19 protein-coding genes and 5 pseudogenes are annotated in these 21,422 nt (G+C 66.9%); 12 read left to right on the forward strand and 12 right to left on the reverse strand.

The window, feature by feature from the left end; translation table 11 throughout:
- Nucleotides 1-61: 61 nt before the first annotated feature.
- Nucleotides 62-436: a hypothetical protein gene (locus ACX27O_RS26505; protein WP_208603826.1), complete on the reverse strand. Its 375-nt coding sequence runs from the start codon at nucleotides 434-436 to the stop codon at nucleotides 62-64.
- Nucleotides 437-2,405: 1,969 nt separating this feature from the next.
- Here ACX27O_RS26505 and ACX27O_RS26510 point away from each other — a divergent pair.
- From ACX27O_RS26510 to ACX27O_RS26540, 7 genes are all read left to right on the forward strand, one after another.
- Nucleotides 2,406-3,122, forward strand: a complete 717-nt coding sequence (locus ACX27O_RS26510) for a tryptophan 2,3-dioxygenase family protein (protein WP_244166413.1) — start codon at nucleotides 2,406-2,408, stop codon at nucleotides 3,120-3,122.
- Nucleotides 3,119-4,288 (forward strand): aminotransferase class V-fold PLP-dependent enzyme, encoded by a 1,170-nt coding sequence (locus tag ACX27O_RS26515; RefSeq protein WP_208603827.1) that lies wholly within the window; start codon nucleotides 3,119-3,121, stop codon nucleotides 4,286-4,288. The genes ACX27O_RS26510 and ACX27O_RS26515 overlap by 4 nt, the downstream gene beginning before the upstream one ends.
- Nucleotides 4,285-5,520 carry a tryptophan 2,3-dioxygenase family protein gene (locus tag ACX27O_RS26520; RefSeq protein ID WP_091404267.1) on the forward strand — a complete coding sequence of 412 codons (1,236 nt, stop codon included), beginning with the start codon at nucleotides 4,285-4,287 and terminating at the stop codon, nucleotides 5,518-5,520. Before ACX27O_RS26515 ends, ACX27O_RS26520 begins: the two co-directional genes overlap by 4 nt.
- 171 nt (nucleotides 5,521-5,691) lie before the next feature.
- Nucleotides 5,692-6,183, forward strand: coding sequence for a hypothetical protein (locus ACX27O_RS26525; protein WP_244166381.1), 492 nt, complete (start codon nucleotides 5,692-5,694; stop codon nucleotides 6,181-6,183).
- A 699-nt stretch (nucleotides 6,184-6,882) separates the two neighbouring features.
- Nucleotides 6,883-7,989 carry a tyrosine-type recombinase/integrase gene (locus ACX27O_RS26530; RefSeq protein ID WP_091404268.1) on the forward strand — a complete coding sequence of 369 codons (1,107 nt, stop codon included), beginning with the start codon at nucleotides 6,883-6,885 and terminating at the stop codon, nucleotides 7,987-7,989.
- A 418-nt stretch (nucleotides 7,990-8,407) separates the two neighbouring features.
- Nucleotides 8,408-8,965 (forward strand): hypothetical protein, encoded by a 558-nt coding sequence (locus ACX27O_RS26535; RefSeq protein WP_458940260.1) that lies wholly within the window; start codon nucleotides 8,408-8,410, stop codon nucleotides 8,963-8,965.
- 10 nt (nucleotides 8,966-8,975) lie between these two features.
- Nucleotides 8,976-9,902, forward strand: coding sequence for a tyrosine-type recombinase/integrase (locus tag ACX27O_RS26540; RefSeq protein ID WP_210858165.1), 927 nt, complete (start codon nucleotides 8,976-8,978; stop codon nucleotides 9,900-9,902).
- Between the two features lie 9 nt (nucleotides 9,903-9,911).
- Here ACX27O_RS26540 and ACX27O_RS26545 read toward each other — a convergent pair whose 3' ends face one another.
- From ACX27O_RS26545 to ACX27O_RS26565, 5 genes and pseudogenes are all read right to left on the reverse strand, one after another.
- Nucleotides 9,912-10,919 carry an MmcQ/YjbR family DNA-binding protein gene (locus ACX27O_RS26545; protein ID WP_210858166.1) on the reverse strand — a complete coding sequence of 336 codons (1,008 nt, stop codon included), beginning with the start codon at nucleotides 10,917-10,919 and terminating at the stop codon, nucleotides 9,912-9,914.
- Nucleotides 10,920-10,921: 2 nt separating this feature from the next.
- On the reverse strand, nucleotides 10,922-11,251 hold the full coding sequence (locus ACX27O_RS26550) for a PrgI family protein (protein ID WP_156057307.1): 330 nt from the start codon (nucleotides 11,249-11,251) through the stop codon (nucleotides 10,922-10,924).
- Between the two features lie 441 nt (nucleotides 11,252-11,692).
- Nucleotides 11,693-12,553 (reverse strand): hypothetical protein, encoded by an 861-nt coding sequence (locus ACX27O_RS26555; protein ID WP_210858167.1) that lies wholly within the window; start codon nucleotides 12,551-12,553, stop codon nucleotides 11,693-11,695.
- Nucleotides 12,534-13,127, reverse strand: a complete 594-nt coding sequence (locus ACX27O_RS26560; protein WP_247675211.1) for an IS701 family transposase — start codon at nucleotides 13,125-13,127, stop codon at nucleotides 12,534-12,536. Before ACX27O_RS26560 ends, ACX27O_RS26555 begins: the two co-directional genes overlap by 20 nt.
- Before the next feature lie 73 nt (nucleotides 13,128-13,200).
- Nucleotides 13,201-13,596: pseudogene (locus tag ACX27O_RS26565) on the reverse strand (IS701 family transposase); the annotation flags it as partial.
- A 68-nt stretch (nucleotides 13,597-13,664) separates the two neighbouring features.
- Here ACX27O_RS26565 and ACX27O_RS26570 point away from each other — a divergent pair.
- Entirely contained in the window at nucleotides 13,665-14,135 is a 471-nt protein-coding gene (locus ACX27O_RS26570) for a hypothetical protein (RefSeq protein ID WP_030328630.1), read from the forward strand.
- A gap of 415 nt (nucleotides 14,136-14,550) precedes the next feature.
- Here ACX27O_RS26570 and ACX27O_RS26575 read toward each other — a convergent pair.
- The 5 genes and pseudogenes from ACX27O_RS26575 to ACX27O_RS26595 all read right to left on the reverse strand — a co-directional run.
- Nucleotides 14,551-14,679 (reverse strand): annotated as a pseudogene (locus tag ACX27O_RS26575) (IS5/IS1182 family transposase); the annotation flags it as partial.
- Nucleotides 14,672-14,878 (reverse strand): annotated as a pseudogene (locus ACX27O_RS26580) (IS5/IS1182 family transposase); the annotation flags it as partial. The pseudogenes ACX27O_RS26575 and ACX27O_RS26580, both read right to left, overlap by 8 nt.
- 910 nt (nucleotides 14,879-15,788) lie before the next feature.
- Entirely contained in the window at nucleotides 15,789-16,397 is a 609-nt protein-coding gene (locus ACX27O_RS26585) for a TetR/AcrR family transcriptional regulator (protein ID WP_030328628.1), read from the reverse strand.
- 248 nt (nucleotides 16,398-16,645) lie between these two features.
- Nucleotides 16,646-16,993: a hypothetical protein gene (locus ACX27O_RS26590; RefSeq protein ID WP_247675213.1), complete on the reverse strand. Its 348-nt coding sequence runs from the start codon at nucleotides 16,991-16,993 to the stop codon at nucleotides 16,646-16,648.
- Between the two features lie 351 nt (nucleotides 16,994-17,344).
- Nucleotides 17,345-17,581, reverse strand: a complete 237-nt coding sequence (locus tag ACX27O_RS26595) for a hypothetical protein (RefSeq protein WP_030328623.1) — start codon at nucleotides 17,579-17,581, stop codon at nucleotides 17,345-17,347.
- A 215-nt stretch (nucleotides 17,582-17,796) separates the two neighbouring features.
- Between ACX27O_RS26595 and ACX27O_RS26600 the strand changes: the two genes are divergently transcribed.
- From ACX27O_RS26600 to ACX27O_RS26615, 4 genes and pseudogenes are all read left to right on the forward strand, one after another.
- Nucleotides 17,797-19,110, forward strand: coding sequence for a hypothetical protein (locus ACX27O_RS26600; protein WP_210865317.1), 1,314 nt, complete (start codon nucleotides 17,797-17,799; stop codon nucleotides 19,108-19,110).
- A 120-nt stretch (nucleotides 19,111-19,230) separates the two neighbouring features.
- Entirely contained in the window at nucleotides 19,231-19,476 is a 246-nt protein-coding gene (locus ACX27O_RS26605; protein WP_458940325.1) for a hypothetical protein, read from the forward strand.
- A gap of 65 nt (nucleotides 19,477-19,541) precedes the next feature.
- A pseudogene (locus ACX27O_RS26610) lies at nucleotides 19,542-19,776 on the forward strand (hypothetical protein); the annotation flags it as partial.
- A 151-nt stretch (nucleotides 19,777-19,927) separates the two neighbouring features.
- Nucleotides 19,928-20,827, forward strand: coding sequence for a 2-hydroxyacid dehydrogenase (locus tag ACX27O_RS26615; RefSeq protein ID WP_081883702.1), 900 nt, complete (start codon nucleotides 19,928-19,930; stop codon nucleotides 20,825-20,827).
- Nucleotides 20,828-21,126: 299 nt separating this feature from the next.
- Here the strand turns inward: ACX27O_RS26615 and ACX27O_RS26620 are convergent.
- A pseudogene (locus ACX27O_RS26620) lies at nucleotides 21,127-21,406 on the reverse strand (hypothetical protein); the annotation flags it as partial.
- Between the last annotated feature and the right edge of the window lie 16 nt (nucleotides 21,407-21,422).

The raw sequence follows: 21,422 nt of genomic DNA on the forward strand, positions 1-21,422 counted from the left end.
TCAGCACCTCCCGATGCTTCCGGAAGGGGTCAAAATTCAGCCGGAACCACGGGGTCAGTTTTCAGGCGGAGCCGACACCTGCTCGATCGCCTGAGGGAATTCGATAGGCGTACTCGATGTACTGGACCCTTCGGCCGGCGGCGATCTGCTGCGTCGGGGCCGTCGCACCTGCCGCCAGGCCCGGAGTGCTCATCGCTTGGGTGCGGTATCGAGCGTGGGCAGCATCCCTGTCGGTGAGGTTGCGATAGGTGATCCAGTAGCTGGTGACGATGCCGGCTGTGCAGCGTGTGCGGGCTGATTCGCCGTTGCCGCGTTGGGCCTCGCTGATGGCGTCGGTCGAGCAGCCTCCGATGCCGAGCCACGGGCTGGCGAAGTCGGCGAGTTCGGGCGTCGGTAGGCGGGCCCGGTTGACGGCTGCCTGACGTTGGGAGAACAACGCCCCGGCGGGTGGGGTGGGTGCGGTTGCCGCCGCTGTGTGGCGGGCCTGAGGCAGTACCCATGGCTGGAGCCCGAATCCGATGGTGGCGCCGGCTAGCAGAGCCGCCAGAGCGAGTGCCGCAGTTCCTCGCGCCCACCGGCGGCGCCGGCCATGCCCAGGGGCAGAGGCAGCTGAACGTTGGCAGTCGGGGCGCGGCGGGTCCGCCGTTGCGCCCATGCCGTTGTCGGGCGGGGGCGACGCCGTGGGGCGTACGGGTGAGAGCGCAGGCACCCGGCCGGGCGCGGTTGCCGGGACGTCCTCGGTCGAGGATGGCCAGACTGCCCGGTCCGGGTGCGGCGTCCTCATTGGCTACTCCTTGCTGTCGCAGATGATGCGAGCGCGGCTTAACGGGTCTTGCGGCGACCGGCCAACAGCAATCCCACACCGGCTACCAGGGCCACGCCTCCGGTGCCGACGAGCGGAGCGACGCTGCCGCCCGTGACCGGCAGCGAAGGGCCTGAGTCTGCGCGGGGAGCCTGCGGTCCGCCGCCGCTGTGCGCGGTGCCTGTGCCTGGCTGAGGTCCGGTGTCCCCGCCTCGGGGCGGTGTGTTTGACGGCCGGGGGCTTGTCGGGGTCGGCTCCGGCGGGGGAGGGGAGTCGGTCGGTGGGGTGCTCGGATCGGGGCCTGGCGGAGGGGTGGGATCGGGCGAGGGAGTGGTGGGATCCGGCTCGGGCGGCGGGTTCGTCGGATCGGGAGCTTCGGTGACTGCCGGCTCCGCCGCCGCAGAGGGCTTGGTCTCCTCCGAGGATCGCTGCGGCGTGGGTTCATCGGTGCCGACGGTCGTGGCTGCGGCAGCCGGTGGGGTCGCCTCGGCCCAGGCAGGTGACGCCAACAACGCCACGGCCGTCAGAGTTGAAGCAATGACCGCTGCGGCAGTCAGGTGTCCTCGCCTCCAGGGTGCATAGGAATTCACGAACTCGTACCTCTCCATCTCGGGGATGCTCATGCGGTGGGGCAAGTTCCGCTGCTGCCGCGACCGCTAATGCCGGTTGGACGCTAGCGCCTCCGGGACTTAAGCACTAGTTCGCTCTTCGTCGGAGACTGCTATGTCGGCGGCTGTTCCAGCAGCTCAACGTGTCTGTGGAAGGTTGTTGGCATCGCCTGATATGCGGCTAGCTTTAGTTGCATTCATGGACACAGGCGTGGGTGTTGTGGTGGATTCGTTGCCGGTTGGACCCGGTCCTCGACAAACGGGGGAGGGACGCGGGTCTGTGGCTCGCCGTATTGCTGCGTCGGGTTGATGCGCTATGCCCCCAGATTGGTATCGCCGACGAATGAGGATTCGAGTAACTCAACCCGCCGCGGATGTGAGGTACCGCGACCGACAACGGGCAACCGCCGCACTGGTGTCGGTCGGCACCACCGGGCGACACCGCGCGGCCCCGCCTCTTCACCGGGCTACAGGCAAGCTGCTCGTGCTTTTCAGTCTCACGGTGTTGGCCCTGATCGGCTGCGCACGGGCCGACGACAAGCCCCGCTCCGCACCCGCACGCACGTCTGCCGCCTCCTCGCCGGGCACCGCCGGTCGGCGACCAGCCGCAAGCTGCCTACCGACGCGTCGACGGGTGGTACGCGGTACTGGACTCCCTGCCCGCCAGCGACGTGATGGACCCGGCAAGAACGCGACCACCAGGCGCCAACGACCCGCTCACGAAAGAACCACCCGTCACGAACAACACGACCCTCGGCGTCGACGCCCATCGCAACGACGTGAGGGCCACCTACGACACCAACCTCTGCCTCGCCGTGTATGCCCGCGGTCCTGCGCGGCAAGGCCGCTTCATGCCGAGCCGATGCCACACGAGGCAGCCGTCGCCCTGGCCTCGCGGCACGCCTGACCCTCGCACCCGGTCAGCGCACACCTCCCAGGCACCGCCACACGGCGACAGCGCCGAATCAATCAACGCGGAGGACCACATCGTGCCCATGACATCTCTGCCCGCCGTGCTGCCCGGTCCGGGCCGCACCGACTACGCCCGCTACATGCGCACCGACGAACTGCTGTCACTGCAACGCGGTCCCACCGAGCGGGCCCACCCCGACGAGCTTCTGTTCCAGGTCGTCCATCAAGCCTCCGAGCTGTGGTTCAAGCTGATCCACGACGACCTGGCGCGCGCGCTCCAGCACATCGCCGCTGACCAGCCCGGCGCGGCCGACATGCTCATCCAGCGAGCGGCGCTGAGCCTGCGGCTGGTCACCGAGCAGCTGCACATCCTCCGGCACCTGCACCCGGCGCGGTTCGCCGCCTTCCGCAGCGCCTTGGGCAACGGCTCCGGCTTTGAGTCACCCGGTTGGAAGCATCTGCGCGACGCCACCACCGAACTCGACATCGCCTTCAGCCGGATGCTCGCCTCCCTCGACCTCACGCCGGTTGACCTTCACCGCGGCGAGCCCTCCGACCCGCTGTACCGGCTCGCCGAGACGCTGGTGTCCCTCGATGAGCAGATCGCGTTGTGGCGTACTGAGCACTACACCGTCGCCACCCGCATCATTGGCCACGGTGTACTCGGTACCCGCAACACCCCGGTCGACAGCCTGACTCGCCTCATCTCCCATCGCCGCTTCCCCACTTTGTGGGAGGCACGTAGCGAGCTGACCGAGTCCAGCCCGCGGGGCCGCCAGAGCCGGCAGGGCCCGCGATGAACGCTGCCACCGCACCCCTGCCAGCAGCGCTCCGCGGCCGGTTTCCGAGCCTGGAGCAGACGACGCACCTGGCCGCCTGCAGCATCGCCCCCCGCAGCAGTGACATGGACCAGGCGCTGACCATGATGTTGGACGACCTGGTCCGCCCTGGCTTCTGGGGCGCCGCCGAAGAGCAGGTATCCGACGCCCGACGTCGCTTCGCCCGACTCATCGGCGCCGAGGTCGATCAGGTGGCGATCCTGCCCAACGTCAGCATCGCCGCCCACCAGGCGGTGTCCGGCCTGCGATGGCGCCGACGACGCGACCTGCTCACCACCACCGCCGAGTTCCCCGGCGTCGCCCACGTGTGGTTGGCGCAGGAGAAGCGGGGCGCGCGGGTGCGCTGGTGCGGCACCCCCACCGGCCGGGTCACCTCCGCCGACTACCTGCACGCCATCACCACCGACACCGCGCTCGTGTCCGTACCCGCCGTCACCCACCGAGACTCGACACGCCTGAACATCCGACGCATCGCCGGCGCCGCCCACGCCGCCGGCGCCGCCATCATCGTCGACGCCTACCAAGCCGCCGGCGTGATGCCGCTGCACGTCGACGCTTTGCGCTGCGACTACTTGCTGGCCGGCACCGGGAAATACCTGCTGGGCCTGCCCGGCCTTGCCTTTCTCTACGCCCGCCACCCGAAAGAATCCACGCCAGCCCTGACCGGCTGGTTCGGGCGGTGCGACCCGCACGCACTCGACCCGACCCGGCTCGACTTCCCCACCCACGCCCGCCGGTTCGAAACCGGGACACCGTCAGTAGCCGCGGCCTACACGGCAGTCGCAGGGCTGTCGCTCATCGAGAACCTGAACCTGGCGGCGGTCCGCACGCACACGCAACGGCTCCTCGCCTCCGCCGCAGATCGCCTGACCGCCCAAGGCGAGATCGTGCATCTACCGCAGACGGCGGACGAGCGTGGCGCGCACCTCGCGCTCATCGAGCCCCACGCCTGGGCGATGGCCGCATGGCTCGACAACCACGGCATCACCGTCGCACCCCGCCGCAACGTCATCCGCCTCGCCACACACGCCTACACCAGCGACAGCGACATCGACGCGCTCTGCGAAGCCATCGCCGTCTACCGAGTCAAGTCCCGCACCCGCACCCCGATCGGAGCATCGCGATGACCACCGCCGAACCCGTGCGCCGGTGGCTCGCACAGCGCCGTCCCTCGGCCGACCGCTTCCCGTACGACGCGGTCGTCACCGCCTACCAGCACCACGGCAAACACTTCGTACCCGACGAGTGGACACGCGCCTTAGCCGCCGCGAGAGACCGACTCCCACAGCTCATCGGCACCAACACCAGGTACCTGTCCGCATTCCTCGCCTGCGCGCTCGACAAGGTCGACGGGACCTACGACTACCGCTCCTACCTCGGCCTGGCCCTCCTGCGGCTACCCGGTCCCGACCAGGTGCCGCGCACGGCAGCACAGCAGCTCGCCCGGCGCGACCGCCTGCACGTAAACCTGCTGACCGACCTCATCGCCTTCGAACTACGAGCCGCCTACAACGAGCACACGCCGCTCCCTCAGATGCGCCCGGCACCCGCCCTGGTGGCCAAGCGGCTGCGACACGCGGTACGCGCGGCGATGCCGGCACTGCGCCGCCTCAGCCTCGTCGAGCACACCACGGACAGCTCACAGGTCACCCTGGCCCGGCGCGTCGTTGCCGCCGTCAGCATGGTCCTCACCGCCGAAGACCGACGCGCCCTGCAAGTCAGCATGCTGCCGGTCCACATCGCCCACGACGAGTGGCTGTTCATCCGCGTCCTTCAAGCATTCGAGACAACCTTCGCGCTCCTGGCCACCGACCTCACCGACGTCATCACCGCCGTGGAGGCCGGACAGGTACCGCGAGCCGCGAGCAGGTTGTCCGCAGCGGCATCGCTGCTACGCGAGAGCGCATCGCTCTGGCCTCTGATGGCCACCATCCAGCCCGCCGCGTTCCACGCCTTCCGCACGTTCACCGCGGGCGCCAGCGCCATCCAGTCCCGCCACTACAAGATCGTCGAGTCCCTGTGCCGTACACCCCGCAACGCACGCCTCGACTCTCCTGCCTACCTGTCAGTGCCCGACGTCCGCACGGCGATCATGCACGGCCAGGTCAGCCTCGACGATGCCCTCAACGCCGCCCAACAGTCGACACCCGACCCGTCCCTCGGGGCCGCGATGCGCGAGTTCGCCGCAGCGATCAACCAGTGGCGGCAGACCCACTACCGGCTCGCCGTGCGCATCCTCGGACCCGAACGAAGCGGCACCGGCTACACCGAAGGCACCCCATACCTAGGCGACGCCCGCCAGGAGCCGGTCTTCCACCACTGCCCCACCGGCCGACCGGAGGCCGGGGCGGAGATATGAGCACCGCGCCTCCGTCGCCGGCCTTTCGCGCGGCTCCCGATGCCGCAGCAGCTCCGGGCGACACCGGCCCCCATGCCCCCGGTCGATGACGACACCCCACGTCATCCCGACCACCAGCGCGCCGCCCCTCCCGGCCGCTGCCAACTGCCCGCACGACAACCAGGAGGAAGAATGTCGTCGCTCAACCCCACCCGGCCCGACGCCGACAGGCCGCAACTCGCCACGAAGACACCGCGGCTCCTGGCCACCGCGGTCACCCTGCTTCTGACCGCTGCGGCTCTCGTCGTGACGACCACCTCGGCCCAGGCCGCCTCCGGCTGCCGCAGCGCCCCGTACAGCGCGACGTTCGGCATGCACGACTCGTTCGGCATGTTCGACGGCTTGGAGGACGCCTACTTCCCACGCTCGGGCAGCTACCGCACCACGAGCCAGTGCCGCGACATCCAGGTCAGAAACACTGGGAACGGTGGCGCCTGGGGCGGACCCTTCTGGGCCTGCGTGGTGTGGGTCGGCCGGGCTACCTGCTCCAACGGTTGGACCTACGTCCCGGCCGGGCAGTGGCGCAACCTCGCCACCAACGTCAAGGACGGCACCCGGTTCTACCTGTTCATGCAGACCAACCTCGGCACCTACAACGCCGCGAACGGGGTCGGTGAATGGTGATGCAGGAAAAGACCGTGCCGGCTGCCCCACCTCAGATGGCCGGTTAACGGAGGGCAGTGTCCGGACCTCGGTCCGGCGCTGCCCTCCGGGCAGAAAGCGAAGCTCGGCAAGAGCCGGGCGACATGCAGGGAAGATCGCCGTGATCACGGGGGCGAATTCGGGCATCGGCTCAAGAGCTGCCAACTAGCCACGACGACTACACATAGGAGGGGCGACCATGGCGTTTGCGCCGAGGGGCGAATCATCTGGATCCTTTCCACTCCGGCGAAGTGGCCCTCGTGCTGAGGGGGATGAGGTTGATTTCCTCCCGTCTAACAATTCGGGTCTCCCTCTTGCTGATCTCGTCGCACGTCGTCAAAGCCCGACAACCTACTACTCCATCACCGTAATCGATAGCCATGGACGCCTGGCTAGCCGCTCGGCGCTTCGCTTTATGGGGTGGACTGCAGCACAAATGGTCGACTTCGCCGTTGGCTCGGGAACAGTCGAAGTTGCCATCGGAGAATCGAGCGGTGAGCGAATCACTAGGCAGGGGCACTTGCGCCTCTCGCCGAGCATCCGACGTTCGGTAGGAATCGCCGACAAGGACCGTCTAATCCTCGCGGCGGACAAGCGTACCGGAATTCTCGTGGTGGGAACTATGGAATGGCTCGATCGGGCACTCGGAGTCAGCATAAGCTCCCGAGAGGATATCAAGCGATGACCGGCAGCGCATCCGAGCGTCTAGGAAATAGCGAAGTGGAAGCGGTGCGGCTGCTATTGGACCGGCTCGGACTGACGGCTGAGGAACTTCTCAAAGGCGCCTCCCCGAAGAAAGAGGTTCCGACATTCGATGAGTACATCCCGCATGTCTCCCTCGCCGTCGCCGCAGGCACCCGACGCGTCTATGGAACCTATTGGAGAAGGGTCGGGGAAGTCTGGGGGAAACGCCGTATCGATGAGCCGTCTCCGATGGAGATCAAGCAATTTGCCGAAACCATGAAGAAGACTGTAGTAATAAGGCGAAATTCCCGTGGCGGACGAACCGCCGCAGAGCACTTCATATCCGCTATGCGATGCCTGTACGCCTACGCCGTCACCGACGGGCTGATCTCCGCCGCCACCAATCCCGCCGCCCGCGTGCCCAAGCCTCGCCGACTTGCCAGTACTCGCCGAGCTCTGTCCGAGGCCCAACTGAGATCGATTAACGAAGTCGCAAGCAGCACCGGGAACGATCCTCAACTCGATGCGCTCCTTCTCAGGCTTCACGAGGAGACCGCATGCCGGCGAGGCGGGGCCCTCGCCTTGACGCGCTCCGATGTAGATGTCGAGCAATGCCTAGTTCAGCTACATGAAAAAGGCGAGACGGTGCGGTGGCAGCCAGTATCACCTACACTCGCGCGCTCGTTGGTAGAGCACTACGACGACAGAGCAACAAGTGGTTTTAACAGGCAAGTCCTGAGGTATCAAAGTGGGGCACCAGTCACGCGCCGTCGTTACGACTACCTCTGGAACCGTCTGGGAAAAAATCTCTCGTGGGTGGCCACACAGCAGGTCAGCACTCACTGGCTGCGCCACACGACCCTAACCTGGGTAGAGCGCAACTTCGGGTACGGCATCGCGCGAGCTTACGCTGGTCATGACAGCCGCTCCGCTGCTGGAACAACCAGCACTTATGTCAAGGCAGATGTATACGAGGTGGCGCGCGCGCTCAGTGCTCTCACCGGGGAGGACCACCCGATGGTTGCTGGGTTACCTGGATCGCTCTCAGCTGGCGACGGTGTTCGCGCCCTACCGGCTATACCGTTGCGGATCGCTGAGGGTTAAAGGTGTCCGGTGCAGAAATTCCGACCGGGTCCCGGAACTGCCGGTATCAGAGTTGCGGCCGAGATCGGCGCGCGTAGGGAGGCCGTAGGCAAGCTAGGTCTCGCTGTGCGAGTGGAGCCGGGCTGCACCGGCAGGAGATCCGCCTCATCCGTTGCGTAACCTAGCCAACACGCCTGGCTATTTGAACTTAAGTTGGTCGCACTGTAATCTATGAGCATGTGCACCGAGTTTGGTGCACAATTGGAAGGTGTGGGGGTTCAAGTCCCCCCTCGGACACCAGAGTTCGTGGATATCCGCGCGAGATCAACTTCCTCTCGCGCGGGGAACGCGACCTGCGACGGATCATATGTGCGCACCGTCTCCCGGGAGTCGGTGCTACCTGCGCTGACACCCTTGCCGCCCCGCTGGCGGGGGTCGGGTGAGTCGTGATCGCCCGCGCCCTCGTTGGCGCGACGAGCAGCTCGTCGAGGCGCTCGTTCCCACCCCACTGCCGGTCGCATCGCCGGAGCCGGCGCCGCTGCCGACACTGCCCGCGCCCGCCGCCCGCACGGGCGATGGCGTGCTGTTCGACGTGGCCCGACCCGACGCCGCCGGCCGGGTCACCGCTCGCGCGCTGCTGCGGGCCTTGGACTGGATACCGGGCCTCACGCTGCACGTCGACGTCGTGACCGGCGCAATCCTGATCACCCCGGCCGTCGATGGCGCGCACGTCGTTGGTGCTCGCAAGGAGCTGCCCCTACCGGCCGCCGCCCGACATTTGTGCGGCATCGCCACCGGCGAACCCGTGCTGCTGGCCGCCCTGCCCCGCCAGAACCGCATCGTCGTCCACCCCTCAAACACCATCACCGCGGTCCTGGCCGACCTGCACGCCGCATCCTCGCAAAGCCCTCATGACCACCGGTCCCGATCGTGTCGCCACCGCCCGAGCGCTCCTCGAGCACCTCGGTCTCACCGCCGCCGACCTCACCGGCAGTAACCGGCCTGCCATGCCGACAGTCGCCGAGTACCTTCCTGCTGTGGTCGCCGCGGCGAGCCCGGGCACCCGACGCACCTACGGCAGCTCCTGGCGACGCATGGCCGCTGCCCTCGGCGAGTGGCGTATCGATGCGGTGCGGGCCAGCGACATCGAAGCCCTCATGCGACAGGCCGCCGCAGGCGCCCGCCCTCGCCGCAACTCCCGAAACGGCCGGCACGCCGGCGAGCACCTCATCGCCGCCGCCCGCGCCTTCTACAATCGCGCCATTGCCGACGGCTACCTCACCGTCGTGGACAGCCCTGCCCACCGGGTTCGCAAACCCCGTCGGCTGCCCAACACACGCCGCGCCCTCACCCCCGACGAACTGGCCGACATCAACGCCGCCGCCCGCAGCGGCGGTAACGACATCGTGCTCGACGCCCTACTGCTGCGCCTGCACACCGAAACTGCCTGCCGGCGCGGCGGCGCCCTGGCGCTGCGCCTGATCGACCTGGACACCGACCACGCGCTGATCCGCCTGTCGGAGAAGGGTGGCACGCAGCGGTGGCAGCCCATCACGCCGATGCTCGCCGCTCGTCTCAGCGAGCACGCCCAGGCCCGCGGCGCCGTCACGCCCACCGACGCGCTGCTTCGCTACCGTAACGGCCAACCCGCCACCTACCGGCGCTACGACCTACTGTGGGCCCGCATCGGCCGGCGGCTACCGTGGGTCGCCGCCCAGGGAATCACCATGCACTGGCTGCGCCACACCACCCTGACCTGGGTCGAGCGGCACTTCGGCTACGGTGTGGCCCGCGCCTACGCCGGACACACGGACCGCCGAGGACCCGCCACCACCACCTATATCAAGGCCGACCTGCACGCTGTCGCTACCGCCGTGGCAGCCTTCACCGGTCAGCCACACCCACTGGCCGTAGGTGAGAGCGTCCTAAGATGATGATCAGACCTAGACGGTGGTCGCGTCCTTGATCTGGAGCACGACAGGCCCTGCCGCTGTTGGAGCGATCCAAGCCTCATAGGTGGGATTCCGGGTGTCGGTCTTCGTGGTTCCGAGCCAGGTGTAGCGGACGGCCAGCTCGTACGTGCCCTTGACGCGGTAGATCGCAAACTTCGGATCGAAGGTGGCACGCGCGGTCAGAAGTGGATCACCCGTGGAAGACCACTTGACCTTCTCGGCGCCCGACGGCGGACTCCATTCGGGGCATCCAGCCGGCATAGCCGACTTGGCGTCTCGCACGCATCGTGTGAAAGCCTCGCTCAGCTTCGCGGCGACCAGTTCCCAAGGCACCTTGGGATCCTGCTTCACTACACCGGGGTCGCCTATGGCCGAGTGCTCCTTGATCTCCTGGACGTCAAGTCTCCCATCGACCCACTTCACCTTGGCCCAGTACTTCGCCGGCGTCACGACGCGGCGTAGCTCCTTTGAAGCGTTGTAGTCCGCCGTCACCATGACGGTCCCGAGCATGTCGAAGCGGCTCTCCGCTTCGGTGTAGTGAATGACCGCAGCTTCCAGAGGGTTGCCGTAGAAGGCCCATCGGACCTTGGAGACGTCCGAGGTCTCGACGATGGATTGCGGGCAATTGGCGGGGGTCGCAGACGGTGACTTCGCGCATTTGTCGAGCCAGCTACCTGCAGCCGCGACCACGGCCTCCTGCTTCACCTCAGCCGGCCAGGGATCTGACGTCGCAGGGAACGGCTCATCTCCGCCGAAGATGAAGTAGCCCAAGACAGCAAGAACGACGACGACGCCCAGTCCGCCACCACCCGCGGCTGCTGCCGCGCCACCTCCGGAGCCAGACTCTGTTGCCTCATCTTCTCTGAGGTCGACATTCGCTCTGGTTCCATAGTGACGATGGTGATGCGTGTGGGTGCTCTTATGGACGTTCCCTTCGTAGTAGGACCCCTTGACGTTGGCCTGACGTTCGCCACCAACGCCAGTTTGCCGATCTACCATGCTTACCTGCCCTCGCGGTCATCATGGCCTCGCTCGAAGTAGTCGCCCGCGACGTTGGCCTGACGCCCGCTACTGAACCCGACCTGGTTGACCACGGGGCTAGCTCTGCCCGACTTCGCCGGACCGCTCAAGCTGTCCCGATGCTGAGCGCCAGACGAGGGTGCCGAGCCGCTGGCGCTTCGAATCGTCAAAATCATGCCGACGATCGCTACCGGTAACGCGATGATGTTTGCCCAGGCCGCCGCGCCGTCGAGGCTCCCACTAAAGATCATTACTAGCGAGACAACGATCATCAGAAGGAGCGCGCAGGCGATCATCTGTCGTTTGGACACGACGTCCATCATGGGCGATGGACGCAAACTTGCGAAGCTCCGACGATAAGGAGTGTCCTTGATCTGCCACGTTGGCGACGTGCATCTTCCTGGTGCGGCTTGCCCGTGGTCCAAGGGGCGCAAGGCCATTCGTGAGCAGCAGTCGGTGTGGCACTTGGCAACGCGGTGGCCGACTCATCGGCTGCTGGTCGCAGCATCGGTCGGTCGTGAGCTGCCTACCGTGGCTGGGTGACATCCTGGATCCCGTCGCCGCCAAGGCGACCGTCACCGCCGAAGCCGAGGTCAGTGACGCATGACGACGATGGTCCGGGGCTGGCTCGTTGCCACCGCTCTTGCAGGCATTAGCGGACAGCTGCACCCCTTTCGATTAACTCCGGAAAACGTCGGCATCCGAAGTTGATCAACGACGCGTTGAAGCCGACGCGCGACCGCCTGATGGAGTCAGCGCAGACCGCGCTGCGCGGCGACGCTCTCGGCTATCTTCCGGTGAGTGCCGGCCAGTCCCTGGGTGTCGAGCGCGCCGGCGAAGGGCTTGCTGCTGTCTGGTTTGACGAGCGCGCCCCGGCGGACCCAGACGTCGGTGTGGCGGATCAAATAGTTGGTGGTCAGGATTGTGGCCCTGTGCGCGAGGAGGAATTCGAGGATGCGGTGCAGTTTCTCGCTGTTGCGCGAGTACCGGCTCAGCGCCGATGTGCACAGTACGAGATCGCCTTCGGTGGCCTTCCTGAGCAGGTTCACCAGACCTTGGTCGAAGCGCGGGTCGATCGCGCTGAACAGGGTCACCGTGTCGTCGCCGGACGGTGGTGCCGTGACTACCTCGTCGCCAGAAGGCAGGCTGGGTGTGGGTGCCGAGGGCAGGCGCAGTGGACCGCGACCGCCGTCGGCGAAGGTGTCGGTCAGCGCGTCCAGACACGCCCACGCACGCGGATAGCGCCCGGCCAGCTCGGCGAAATGGTTCGGCTTTTGATCGGCGATGGGCTGGCGGCGGCGCGCGGCCAGCAGATGCGATAGCGGGCCGGCCGCGTACTCCGTCGCCGGGATGATCCCGCTGTCGAGCGGACCGTCGTGGTGTGCCTGCTCGAGCAGGCTGTTTCGCACCACGAGGGTGACCTTGGCCTTCAGGTCCAGCGGTGCCGCCAGCGGCTTGTGGTCGAACACCTCCTCGACGAACGGTGCGATCAGCACGTCCTGCGCACGCTGCGGCAGGGCCGCCAGCGCCTCGGCCCGCTGCAACACGTCGTCGCCGATACGGTGGGCCAGGTCCTCGTCTACGTCGCAGACTTCAGTCAGCAGGCCGGGCAAGCGCCCCCTTTTTTGGCGTGGCGTGGGCGGCGGTGACGGCGAGGTCGGCGTGGGTACACAGAACGAGCGTTATATGGCGGTACCAGGCGTCGTAGCGACGCACCTGATAATGGTCCAGGCCGACCTCGGTCTTCGCGGTTTGGAAGCATTTCTCGATCGCCCACTGGGTCCCAGCGACCCGGCTCAGATCCTCGTCGTGCGTCCCGGCCGGGCCGAAGCGCAGGTAGTAGGCCAGGTCCGTGGGCTTGACGATATTGCGGCGGATTAGCCGCCAGTGGCCGTATTCGTCGACCGTGCCGGGTAGGGAGGCTACGGCCCAGTTGTAGAGTCGTGGCCCTTTGGGGCCGGTGCCGCAGCTGCGCCGCTTCCATGCCAGGGCCGGTGCGTTCGCGGCGAGGACGTCCGGGCGGGAGTTGCCCGCTGTGGTCGGGAGCCGCTGGTTGCGGGGCACGGCAAGCACGTAGCCCACCCTGTGCTGCCGCAGCCAGGTTCGGAACTTGGAATCCTGCCCGTATGCCTCGTCGGCGGTGACCCACTTCGCAGGCAGGCTGGCGGTGATAGCGCGCTCGATCATTCGCAGGTCCAGTGCGGTTTTTCGTGGCTAACCCGGCACCGGCTGCGATGCCGGCTTCCTCGCGGCGGGCGGGGTCGTCGCACCAGCGGCGGGGCAGATACAGCTCCCGGTCGATCAGCGTGCGCCCAGCTGGGCTGGCGTAGGCCAGGAACACCCCGAGTTGGCAGTTCTCCGTCCGCCCGGCAGTGCCCGAGTACTGACGCTGCACCCCCGCCGACTTGATGCCCTTCTTCAGGAAGCCGGTCTCCTTGACGATCAGCACCCCGTCGTCATGGCCGAGGTGCTCGGTCACGTAGGCAAACAGGTCGTCGCGAACAGCGTCCGGGTCCCACGCTGACTTGTTGAGCAGCCGTTGCATCCGGTCCGGTGTCGCATCGCCGGCGGCCTTGGTCAAAGTCCGAGTCCCTGGCGGACCACCGGCCGCACCATTGTGGAAGGACGATGCGAAAGTGAGGCATTTCCTGACCATCCGTCCAGTGCATAGCGTCCTCAGCAGGTCGCGGCAGCAACGCCGCAACTCGACGAGGGGAAGCACCTATGCAGAAGCTCATGAGGACGATCCTGGCGACGATGATCGTCGCCGCGGGAGTCGTCGCACCTCAGGCCTCGAGCGCCGCAGCCGCGGCGCCGGCCGGCAACATCACCGCGAGCCACGTGGCAACCACCAGCACGGCCCCGGCTCCTTCGGCCCCGTTGGCGATCCAGACCGGGGAGTACGAATACAACTGCATCGGAACCGATGGCAGTAGCTTCTGGATCGGCCCTGGAAGGCCGACCACCGACTGTCACGGTAGCTACCTGCAGAAGTACCTCGACGGAAACCTGCTTGCGACCTACAACCTCGCCTACGGCGGCGGGGCAGCACAGAATCCCCCGTGGAACACCGGATGCGTCCTGGCGATCGCCGGCGGGGTTGCGCTCTTCGTCTTCCCTCCGACCGGCGTCGCGGCGTGGGTCACATTGAGCGGCCTGGCGGCCGCTAGCCTTCTCGACTCGTGCATTGTCTAGCGCGTCGCGCCGGAAATTCGCCTACAAAATGGTGTGAGTGATCCGAGGATCTCCTCGGCGATCTTGGTTCAGATGACTGGTCGTGGATCGCAGCTCCAGTCGGCGATCCACGACCGGAGAGGTCGGCTTCGAGGGACTGCACCGATTTGTGGACGCCGCGGCGGATCTTTTGTTCAGTGAGGAACCCGTATCAGCGTTCGACCGGGTAGATCTAGGAGGATCCGGTCGGATTCAGCGTGTCGGCTCGGTGCTGGCCCGGCCGCTGCTCATCGATCAGCCCATCGAGAGGCTCGACCAGGACCTGAGACGTCATCTACCCACAGTGCAAAGATGGCACCCAGAGTGATCGCCACGTCGGTGTTCGAGGCGCCCCTCAGTGAGCCTTTCCGCGCAACGTTCTGATCACCGGTGGTGATCATGTTCTGCGGTCGTGTTGCGTGTAGAGCAGGACGAGTGCGGCGGCCAAGATCTTGCCGATGTGCCAGGGGTCGAGGCTGATGTTGCGTAGTGCTTTGAATGTGGTCTCGAGCAGGGAGCTTCCGCGTGGGTCCCGGAGTGCGGCACCGGTCAGTTTCGACCAGCGTGCCGTCGATGATGACATGTGAGTAGCCGGCGGTCTTGGCGGCGAGGAGGGAGCCGTGCAGACCGGGCAGCTGCGCGGCGAGCGCGCGGCTGCCACGGCGGGTGCGTTCGGCGTCCAGCAGCCCGGTCAGACGGTTCACCGTCTCCTCGCCTACCGGCAGTACAGCGGTTTATGTGACACTCATGTCGACGCAGGGCCGCTATGAAGTTGATCTTTGGAAGGACCACTTCGTATCGAGGTCTTGCGTATTTTCTCTGCACCCTCGCCTGATCTGGCGCGTCCGACACCTTCCCGGCATTCCGGACAGCTACTGACTGCTACCCCCAGCTTGCGAGGATGGCTCAGTGCACGCCAAACCATCTTCGCGCGCATCACCAGGGCCTGATCCGCACCACTCGTCCGGATCCTGAAAATCTTGACACAAAATGGAGCGAGGTGTTGACTTGTGGCCATGGGCCCGGCTTCAGCAGGAGACCAAGGATCGTTCGCCAGTTCGGATGCGGCTGACCGCCAGCTTGTCGTTCCGGGGTGGTATTACGCGACACTCGGAGTAATCGCGGGCGCTGCGGTCGTGGCATTTGCGCTTCTGCCGCAGGCGATCGCGGGCCCCACTCTCGTCGTCGCAGCCCTGCTTGTGGCAGTGACGAGCCGTACCGCGGCGAGAGCCTCGGGAACTCGTCTGCCCATTCCGGCTAGCGCTATCGGCGTCGGTTATCTGGTAGCCCTGGCGGTCGCCCTGGTCGGGTCCTTGATCGTTGTATGGACCGTGGTGCGTCCTGACGGTCCTTCCGGGCTCGCCTGGATGCTTGGCGCTCTAGTGTTCGTGGTCGCACTCAGCGGGACCTGGGTGGCCAGGACGGGGCGTTCGGCATAGGCCTCAGTGGTCCTTGGCCGTAACGGGTCAGCACGCACCAATCGCATCTGCGGGTGCCCTCTGATCTGGGATGACGGAACCCTGGAGGGCTCCCGTCATCCCAGATCAGAGGGCATTTCCCAGATGAGGCGTGGACGCAGCGACAAGCCGTCTCAGAGGTCACATGTCGGTGCAGCGGACCCGACTCACCCGACCGCTACGCCCCCATTCGTGAAAAGTCCGTCGTGCGGAGGAACGTAAGACGATCGCGAGTGATCTGGGCGGCGTCATCGATCAGCGAGAGACGAGACCCCGTCTCCATCGCCACGGCAACGAGGCCCACTATGCCGCAGAGGAGGAATTTTGCTTCTACAGTCGGATCGACGCTCGGCGAGATCAGACGCTTCTGCTGAGCCTCTTCGAGGTAGTCGGTAAGCCTGACATACCACCCGGACAAGCGACCGCCGAAACCCTTGTCGCCGGAAACCTCATCACCGAGTTTGATCGCCACCCGAGCCAGAGGGCTGTAGAGCACGTTCGTGGTCACATGCTCGGCAACCCACACGATCGCGTCGAGCGGATCGCCGGCGGGGCGAGGGGACCCCATGAATACGCCCCCCGGGTACGCGAGATTGATCACGGCAGACGCGAGCGTCTGCTTGGTGGGGAAGTAATAGGTGACCAACGACTTGGAGGTGCCGGCCAGCTCTGCGATGTGTTGGATGCTCGCCCGCTCGTACCCCGACTCATCAAAGGCCCGAACCGCGGCCTCAAGGATCTCAGGCGCGGCATTTTCCTCGCGATTGTCACTCAGACTGACCTCCACCGCTCGCAGAGCGGTATGCCTAGGTGACTCATTATCGGTGACGCTCATAAATCCCCCGTTCATCTCCGGTGGAACGAAGTGCGGGCAGGTCCCACGCCTCCACCACGGCGACGCCGTCGATGAGGGCGAATGTATCGATCTTAAACCCTGAACGAGCGGTCAGGGCAACACCTCCTGGCACTGCAGCCTCTAGTTCGGGGGTCTGCTGTGCTCGAATGCGTGGCGAGACCGGCCCAACTGGGCGAGCTTCACGCTGCGTGACCTTCGGGATCCTGGTCGGGCTGCCAGGTCACGTTGCAGCTACTCGCAACGTGGAGGCCAGGCTTATTCGATGAAAGGTCATTAATGGAAGAAGTCATTTCGATCCGGAGTTCCGCGCCGGCGGTGACCCCGGAGTACCGGGCGTCGATCGTGTCGCCTTTCACGCTCACGGTGGTCTCGGCGAGGCGGTCGGTGTCGAACAGTTTGCCGTCGAGGATGACGTGTGACCAGCCGTCGGCGGCGTCCCGGCGCAGGGCGTCATGCAGGGTGGGCGTCTGCGCCGCCAGGACCCGCACGGCCTCGGCGACGTACCGGTACGCGGTCGCCCTCGACACCCCGAGCCAGGCCCCGAGGATGGTCTTGTCCTCACCCTTGCGGAACCACCAACACCAGAAGCGCCTGGTAGAAGCAGGTCAACGTCCGGCCGGGTACCCACCACCCGGCGCGCGACAGCCGCGCCACGTGCCGCACGAGTTCCCTCGGGACGTCGAGCCTGGCAGCCTATGTGAACACGTGGAGCCCTCTCGGAGACTGGTCTTGTCGCAAAGACCTGCCTACTGATGGCTCTACGCCCACATCCAGCACTGTCCGCTATGGAGAAGATGCCCGTGTCGTCCCGATCGGCGTCCCCAGCCTTGTTGAGACCACCTCAGTGGCCGGTATAGCTTGCCGGTCTCTTTTGCAGGTCACGGAACCGGTTGGGTCTCGTCGCGAGTCTGGACGTACTTGTATCCGCGTACGGTGGGTCCGGCGTCGCGGCCGGGAAGTTGCATGCGGACCACGGCCTGCTCCTGCTGCGGGCTGAAGGTGATTTCTGCACCACAGAGGGAAATCGCCTGGCAGCGATAGGTCGCGCCGGGGCTGGTGTTCTTCCCCGCCGCGTTGAAGCTCGTCAGCTTCTGGGACGCGGACTCCTCCAGCACCTCACCGCAGCAGCTAGATTTGCGTGAGCTTCAGAGTTGCGCTGAGCGTCATCGGTGGTGGGGCAATGGGTCGTGTCGCCCCTCGGACACAAACCATTACCCCACGGTGCGCGTTGAGATCTACTTCAGCGCGCACCGTTTGCGTTTCCGGCTGGTAGTTCAGCCGAAGTCCGAGTTGCCGGTAGACCTCGGCTTTGGGCCCCGACACGACCCCGATGCCGACCGTGGTCACGCAGATCCGCCGCCGGCTGCGCCGGGCTGCACCACGCACCGCCACAGCCGCTACCACCGGCCAACGGCACGACCTCCACTCGTCCCCAGACCCCATCGACGGGAATACCGGCCCGGACGCGGCCGCCCTCGACGGCGAAGACCACACCGACGGCGACCAGATCCCTGTGCCGCGCCCGGCGGTGCCGTCCCTGGCGCACCCGCTGGCCGAGGCCTGGCCGTCCGCAGGCCTCGGGCTCATCGGCCCGGGCGCCGACGCCGCTGCCCGCGGTTTCCTGACCGCCGCGCTCGCCGCCGGCGGCCTCGACGCCCCACACGAACGCACCCAGGTGGTGATGCCAGCGGCAACCGCGACGACCCTCCTCGGCACGGATACCGCGACCCTGCCCCACACTCCGCGCCTGACGGTCACCACCACCGTCGAGGAGGCCCTCGACCTCATCGAAGCGCAGATCCTGCACCGCAGCCGCCTCGTCGAGGCAAGCGACGCTGACACGGTGGCCGACCTGCGCACGCTCGATCCGGCGGGGGAGCCGCTGCCGCCGGTGCTGCTGCTGACCCACGCCACCGCAACCCAGCAGGACACCCGCATCGCCGCGCTGCTCACCCAAGGCGCACGCCTGAACATCCACGGGGTGCTGCTCGGCGCCTGGCCTGACGGTGACACCGTCGCCGTCGCCGCTGACGGCACCACAGCCCTCGCCGACACCCGCACCGACCGGAACGATCGCCCCGCCCCAGTGGAGCGTCTGGCCGTGCTCACCTCGGCCGACACCCTCGCCCTGCTCCGCGTCCTCGCCGAGTCACACACCGGCCAACCACCGGCACCCATCGACGCCGCGTCACAGTCAGGCGGTCAGCGATCGGCCACCGGGAACTCGGCGGAGTCCGGCCGCAGCGCCCCGGCCGAGACGCTGGGACCGGCGGAAGCGCCTCCCCCGACGACTGCCGGCACGTCACCCGCCCTCGTCGAGGTCATCGGCCGCAACCCGGCTACCGCCCATCCCCACGGATCGGCCGGGTCGACCGGCATCATCGACACCCGGCCCCATCCGATCGCCGAGACGCACGTCGCGGCCGACGCCGGTGGTCACGACACCACACCCTCTGCAGGGCGGGAGACCGTGTCCCCGGCTAGCGGCGAGCATCGGCAGCCCCACCGCGTGCAGGTATCGGTGCTCGGCCGGCCCAGCATCACCGACGCCGCGGGCCATCCGCCGCTGCGCCAAGGCCCTCGAGGTGCTCGTGTACCTGGCGGTCCACGACGGCGAAGCGACCGTGGACGCCATTCTGGATGACTTGCTGCCCGACGCCCCGACCAGTAGAGGTACGGGCTCGCCGCGTCGTACCCCGAGTACTCGATCTTCACCTGGCCCCTGCGCAGCAGGGTCCGCAACGTCTCCGCCTCGCCCGGCGCGATGGCCGCGTACGGGATGTCCGGCACCTCCTGCGCGTTGTACCACCAGTCCGGGTCGACCGGCAGCGAGCAGACCGTGGTCGGCCAGATCCCGCCGGAGGAGACCGGTTCGATCAGCACCCCGACCGCGCCGGCGGCGCGTGCGCGGGCGAGTTGCGCCGCGCCGATCCGGCAGATGCCGCCGACCGGTTTGTCTGCGTCGATGCTGAGCAGCACGAGTTTGCCCCGGGCGTCGACCCGGTCGTAGTCCGCCGCTCTGCCGCGCCCGCCGTCGACCACCGCGACGTTCCGCCGGCCATCGAACCGGACCACCTGACCGGCGGCAACCGCCACGACGTCACCCAACTGCTGCCCCTGGTCGACAAGGTCCCACGGATCAAGGGCATCCGCGGTAGGCGTCGAGGAGACCATCGCCCTGCTGCACCGGTTCCGCCGCCTGCGCATCCGCTGGGAGATCCGCGACGACATCCACGAAGCCTTCCTCACCCTTGCCTGCGCCATCATCTGCTGGCGCCGCCTCCATTACTCAAAGAGTTGGGAGTTGTAGACGTGCCATCGGGCATGCGCGTCGACCGCAGGGCTGTTGCAACCGTTCGCGTGACCCGGCTCAGTGATCCTGCGCACGTTCGTGCCGATGGACGGATGTCGGCCGCTGTGCTCCCGGACATCCGACTGTCCGCCGAGGCATGATGATCGACATGCGTTACCTGCTGCCTCACCCCGACGCCGTGGCCGATCTCAGCGATCTCGACGTCGGGCTTTACGACGGCACGCAACCCCTCCCAGAGAACCTGGACGACGTCGAGTTGTACGCAGTGCCGTACGGGATCATCGATCCGCGCCTGTGTGAGCCGATCACTCGGATGCCTCGGCTCAACGTTGTGCAGACAGTGACCGCTGGTTACGACCACGTCCTGCCGTTCCTGCGGCCTGGTCTGACCCTGGCCAACGGCCGGGGCGTTCACGATGCGGCTACCGCCGAACTCGCCGTGGCGCTTACGCTCGCCGCCCGGCGCGGACTGCCGCAACTTGTTCGGGCGGGCGACGAGGGCCGCTGGGACCCGTACTGGTCGCGTGGACTAGCTGACGCCCGGGTCCTCATCGTCGGCTACGGCTCGATCGGCGCCGCGATCGAACGCCGGCTCGCCGGGTTCGAGGTAGCCGTCAGCCGGGTGGCCCGGACTGCCCGCCCCGGGGTCCGGCCGATCTCGGAGATCGCGGACATGCTGCCGCACGCGGACGTCGTCATCCTTTCCGCACCGCTAACCCCGGAAACCGAAGGCATGGTGAACTCGGACTTCCTAGCCAAGATGGCCGACGGGGCCCTGCTGGTAAACGTGTCAAGGGGCCGAGTGGTGGACACCGACGCGCTGCTCACCGAACTCAGCAAAGGCCGGATGCACGCCGCCTTGGACGTTACAGAGCCCGAGCCGCTGCCTGCTGGTCACCCGCTGTGGTCCGCGCCGAATGCCCTTATCAGCCCGCACGTCGGCGGCCTGACCGCTGCGTTGTCACCCCGGGCTCGTCGCTTGTTGGTCAACCAGGTCCGGCGGCACGCAGCGGGCGAACCACTCGCGAACGTTGTCGTCGCGCCATGATCGCCCACTGCAGACGTCCGACAACCGGATGATCTATAGCGGCCCGCCGACAAGACACGCTGGAACTTGACAGGGAAGTGAGATGCCCCGTTCCCCGACGACCGCTTCTGGGCCGACCAGAGCCCACAGTCCAGCCGAGTGGGCGGACACCGTCGCCTTCGACCACGCGATCCGAGACGGCTCCGCGCGGGCCACCGCCGACGGTGGTCTTTACAAGAATTCGGGGCGGTTCAGCGTCGGTTCGACCTGAGGATCGGCTTATGCGCGATCTGTGATTGCGGATCTTCGACTGTGCCCGGGTTCACGGCCTTCTGTGGGCGTGACAGCTTCGGTCGGAAGCAGCCGGGGGGAACCGAGCCGGCTGCGACCTGCCGGGCTGCGGTGCCCCGCTTGATCGGGGTGCCACGCTGCCGTGGGCTCCCTAGGTGGCCCCTTGCCGGCGAAAGTCATCGCGTCTGTCCTGGTCAATGCCTCGATGATGCCGTGTGTGCGGGCTGCGGTCGGGTCGTGGACCACATCTCGGTGAAGCCGGACGAGGCGGCCGGTGGCGGCGGTCATGACCTGCACGTTCACGCCGTGTCACTGTTTGTGAGAA

The sequence above is a fragment of the Micromonospora sp. SD19 genome, from assembly GCF_054462275.1.

Excerpts from the sequence above, each read along its gene's own strand:
- ACX27O_RS26510 (WP_244166413.1), top strand. The coding sequence starts at position 2,406 with ATGACATCTCTGCCCGCCGTGCTGCCCGGTCCGGGCCGCACCGACTAC.
- ACX27O_RS26515 (WP_208603827.1), top strand. The coding sequence starts at position 3,119 with ATGAACGCTGCCACCGCACCCCTGCCAGCAGCGCTCCGCGGCCGGTTT.
- ACX27O_RS26520 (WP_091404267.1), top strand. The coding sequence starts at position 4,285 with ATGACCACCGCCGAACCCGTGCGCCGGTGGCTCGCACAGCGCCGTCCC.
- ACX27O_RS26525 (WP_244166381.1), top strand. The coding sequence starts at position 5,692 with ATGTCGTCGCTCAACCCCACCCGGCCCGACGCCGACAGGCCGCAACTC.
- ACX27O_RS26530 (WP_091404268.1), top strand. The coding sequence starts at position 6,883 with ATGACCGGCAGCGCATCCGAGCGTCTAGGAAATAGCGAAGTGGAAGCG.
- ACX27O_RS26540 (WP_210858165.1), top strand. The coding sequence starts at position 8,976 with ATGCCGACAGTCGCCGAGTACCTTCCTGCTGTGGTCGCCGCGGCGAGC.
- ACX27O_RS26545 (WP_210858166.1), bottom strand. The coding sequence starts at position 10,919 with ATGGTAGATCGGCAAACTGGCGTTGGTGGCGAACGTCAGGCCAACGTC.
- ACX27O_RS26560 (WP_247675211.1), bottom strand. The coding sequence starts at position 13,127 with ATGATCGAGCGCGCTATCACCGCCAGCCTGCCTGCGAAGTGGGTCACC.
- ACX27O_RS26570 (WP_030328630.1), top strand. The coding sequence starts at position 13,665 with ATGCAGAAGCTCATGAGGACGATCCTGGCGACGATGATCGTCGCCGCG.
- ACX27O_RS26600 (WP_210865317.1), top strand. The coding sequence starts at position 17,797 with ATGCCGACCGTGGTCACGCAGATCCGCCGCCGGCTGCGCCGGGCTGCA.
- ACX27O_RS26605 (WP_458940325.1), top strand. The coding sequence starts at position 19,231 with ATGGCCGCGTACGGGATGTCCGGCACCTCCTGCGCGTTGTACCACCAG.
- ACX27O_RS26615 (WP_081883702.1), top strand. The coding sequence starts at position 19,928 with ATGCGTTACCTGCTGCCTCACCCCGACGCCGTGGCCGATCTCAGCGAT.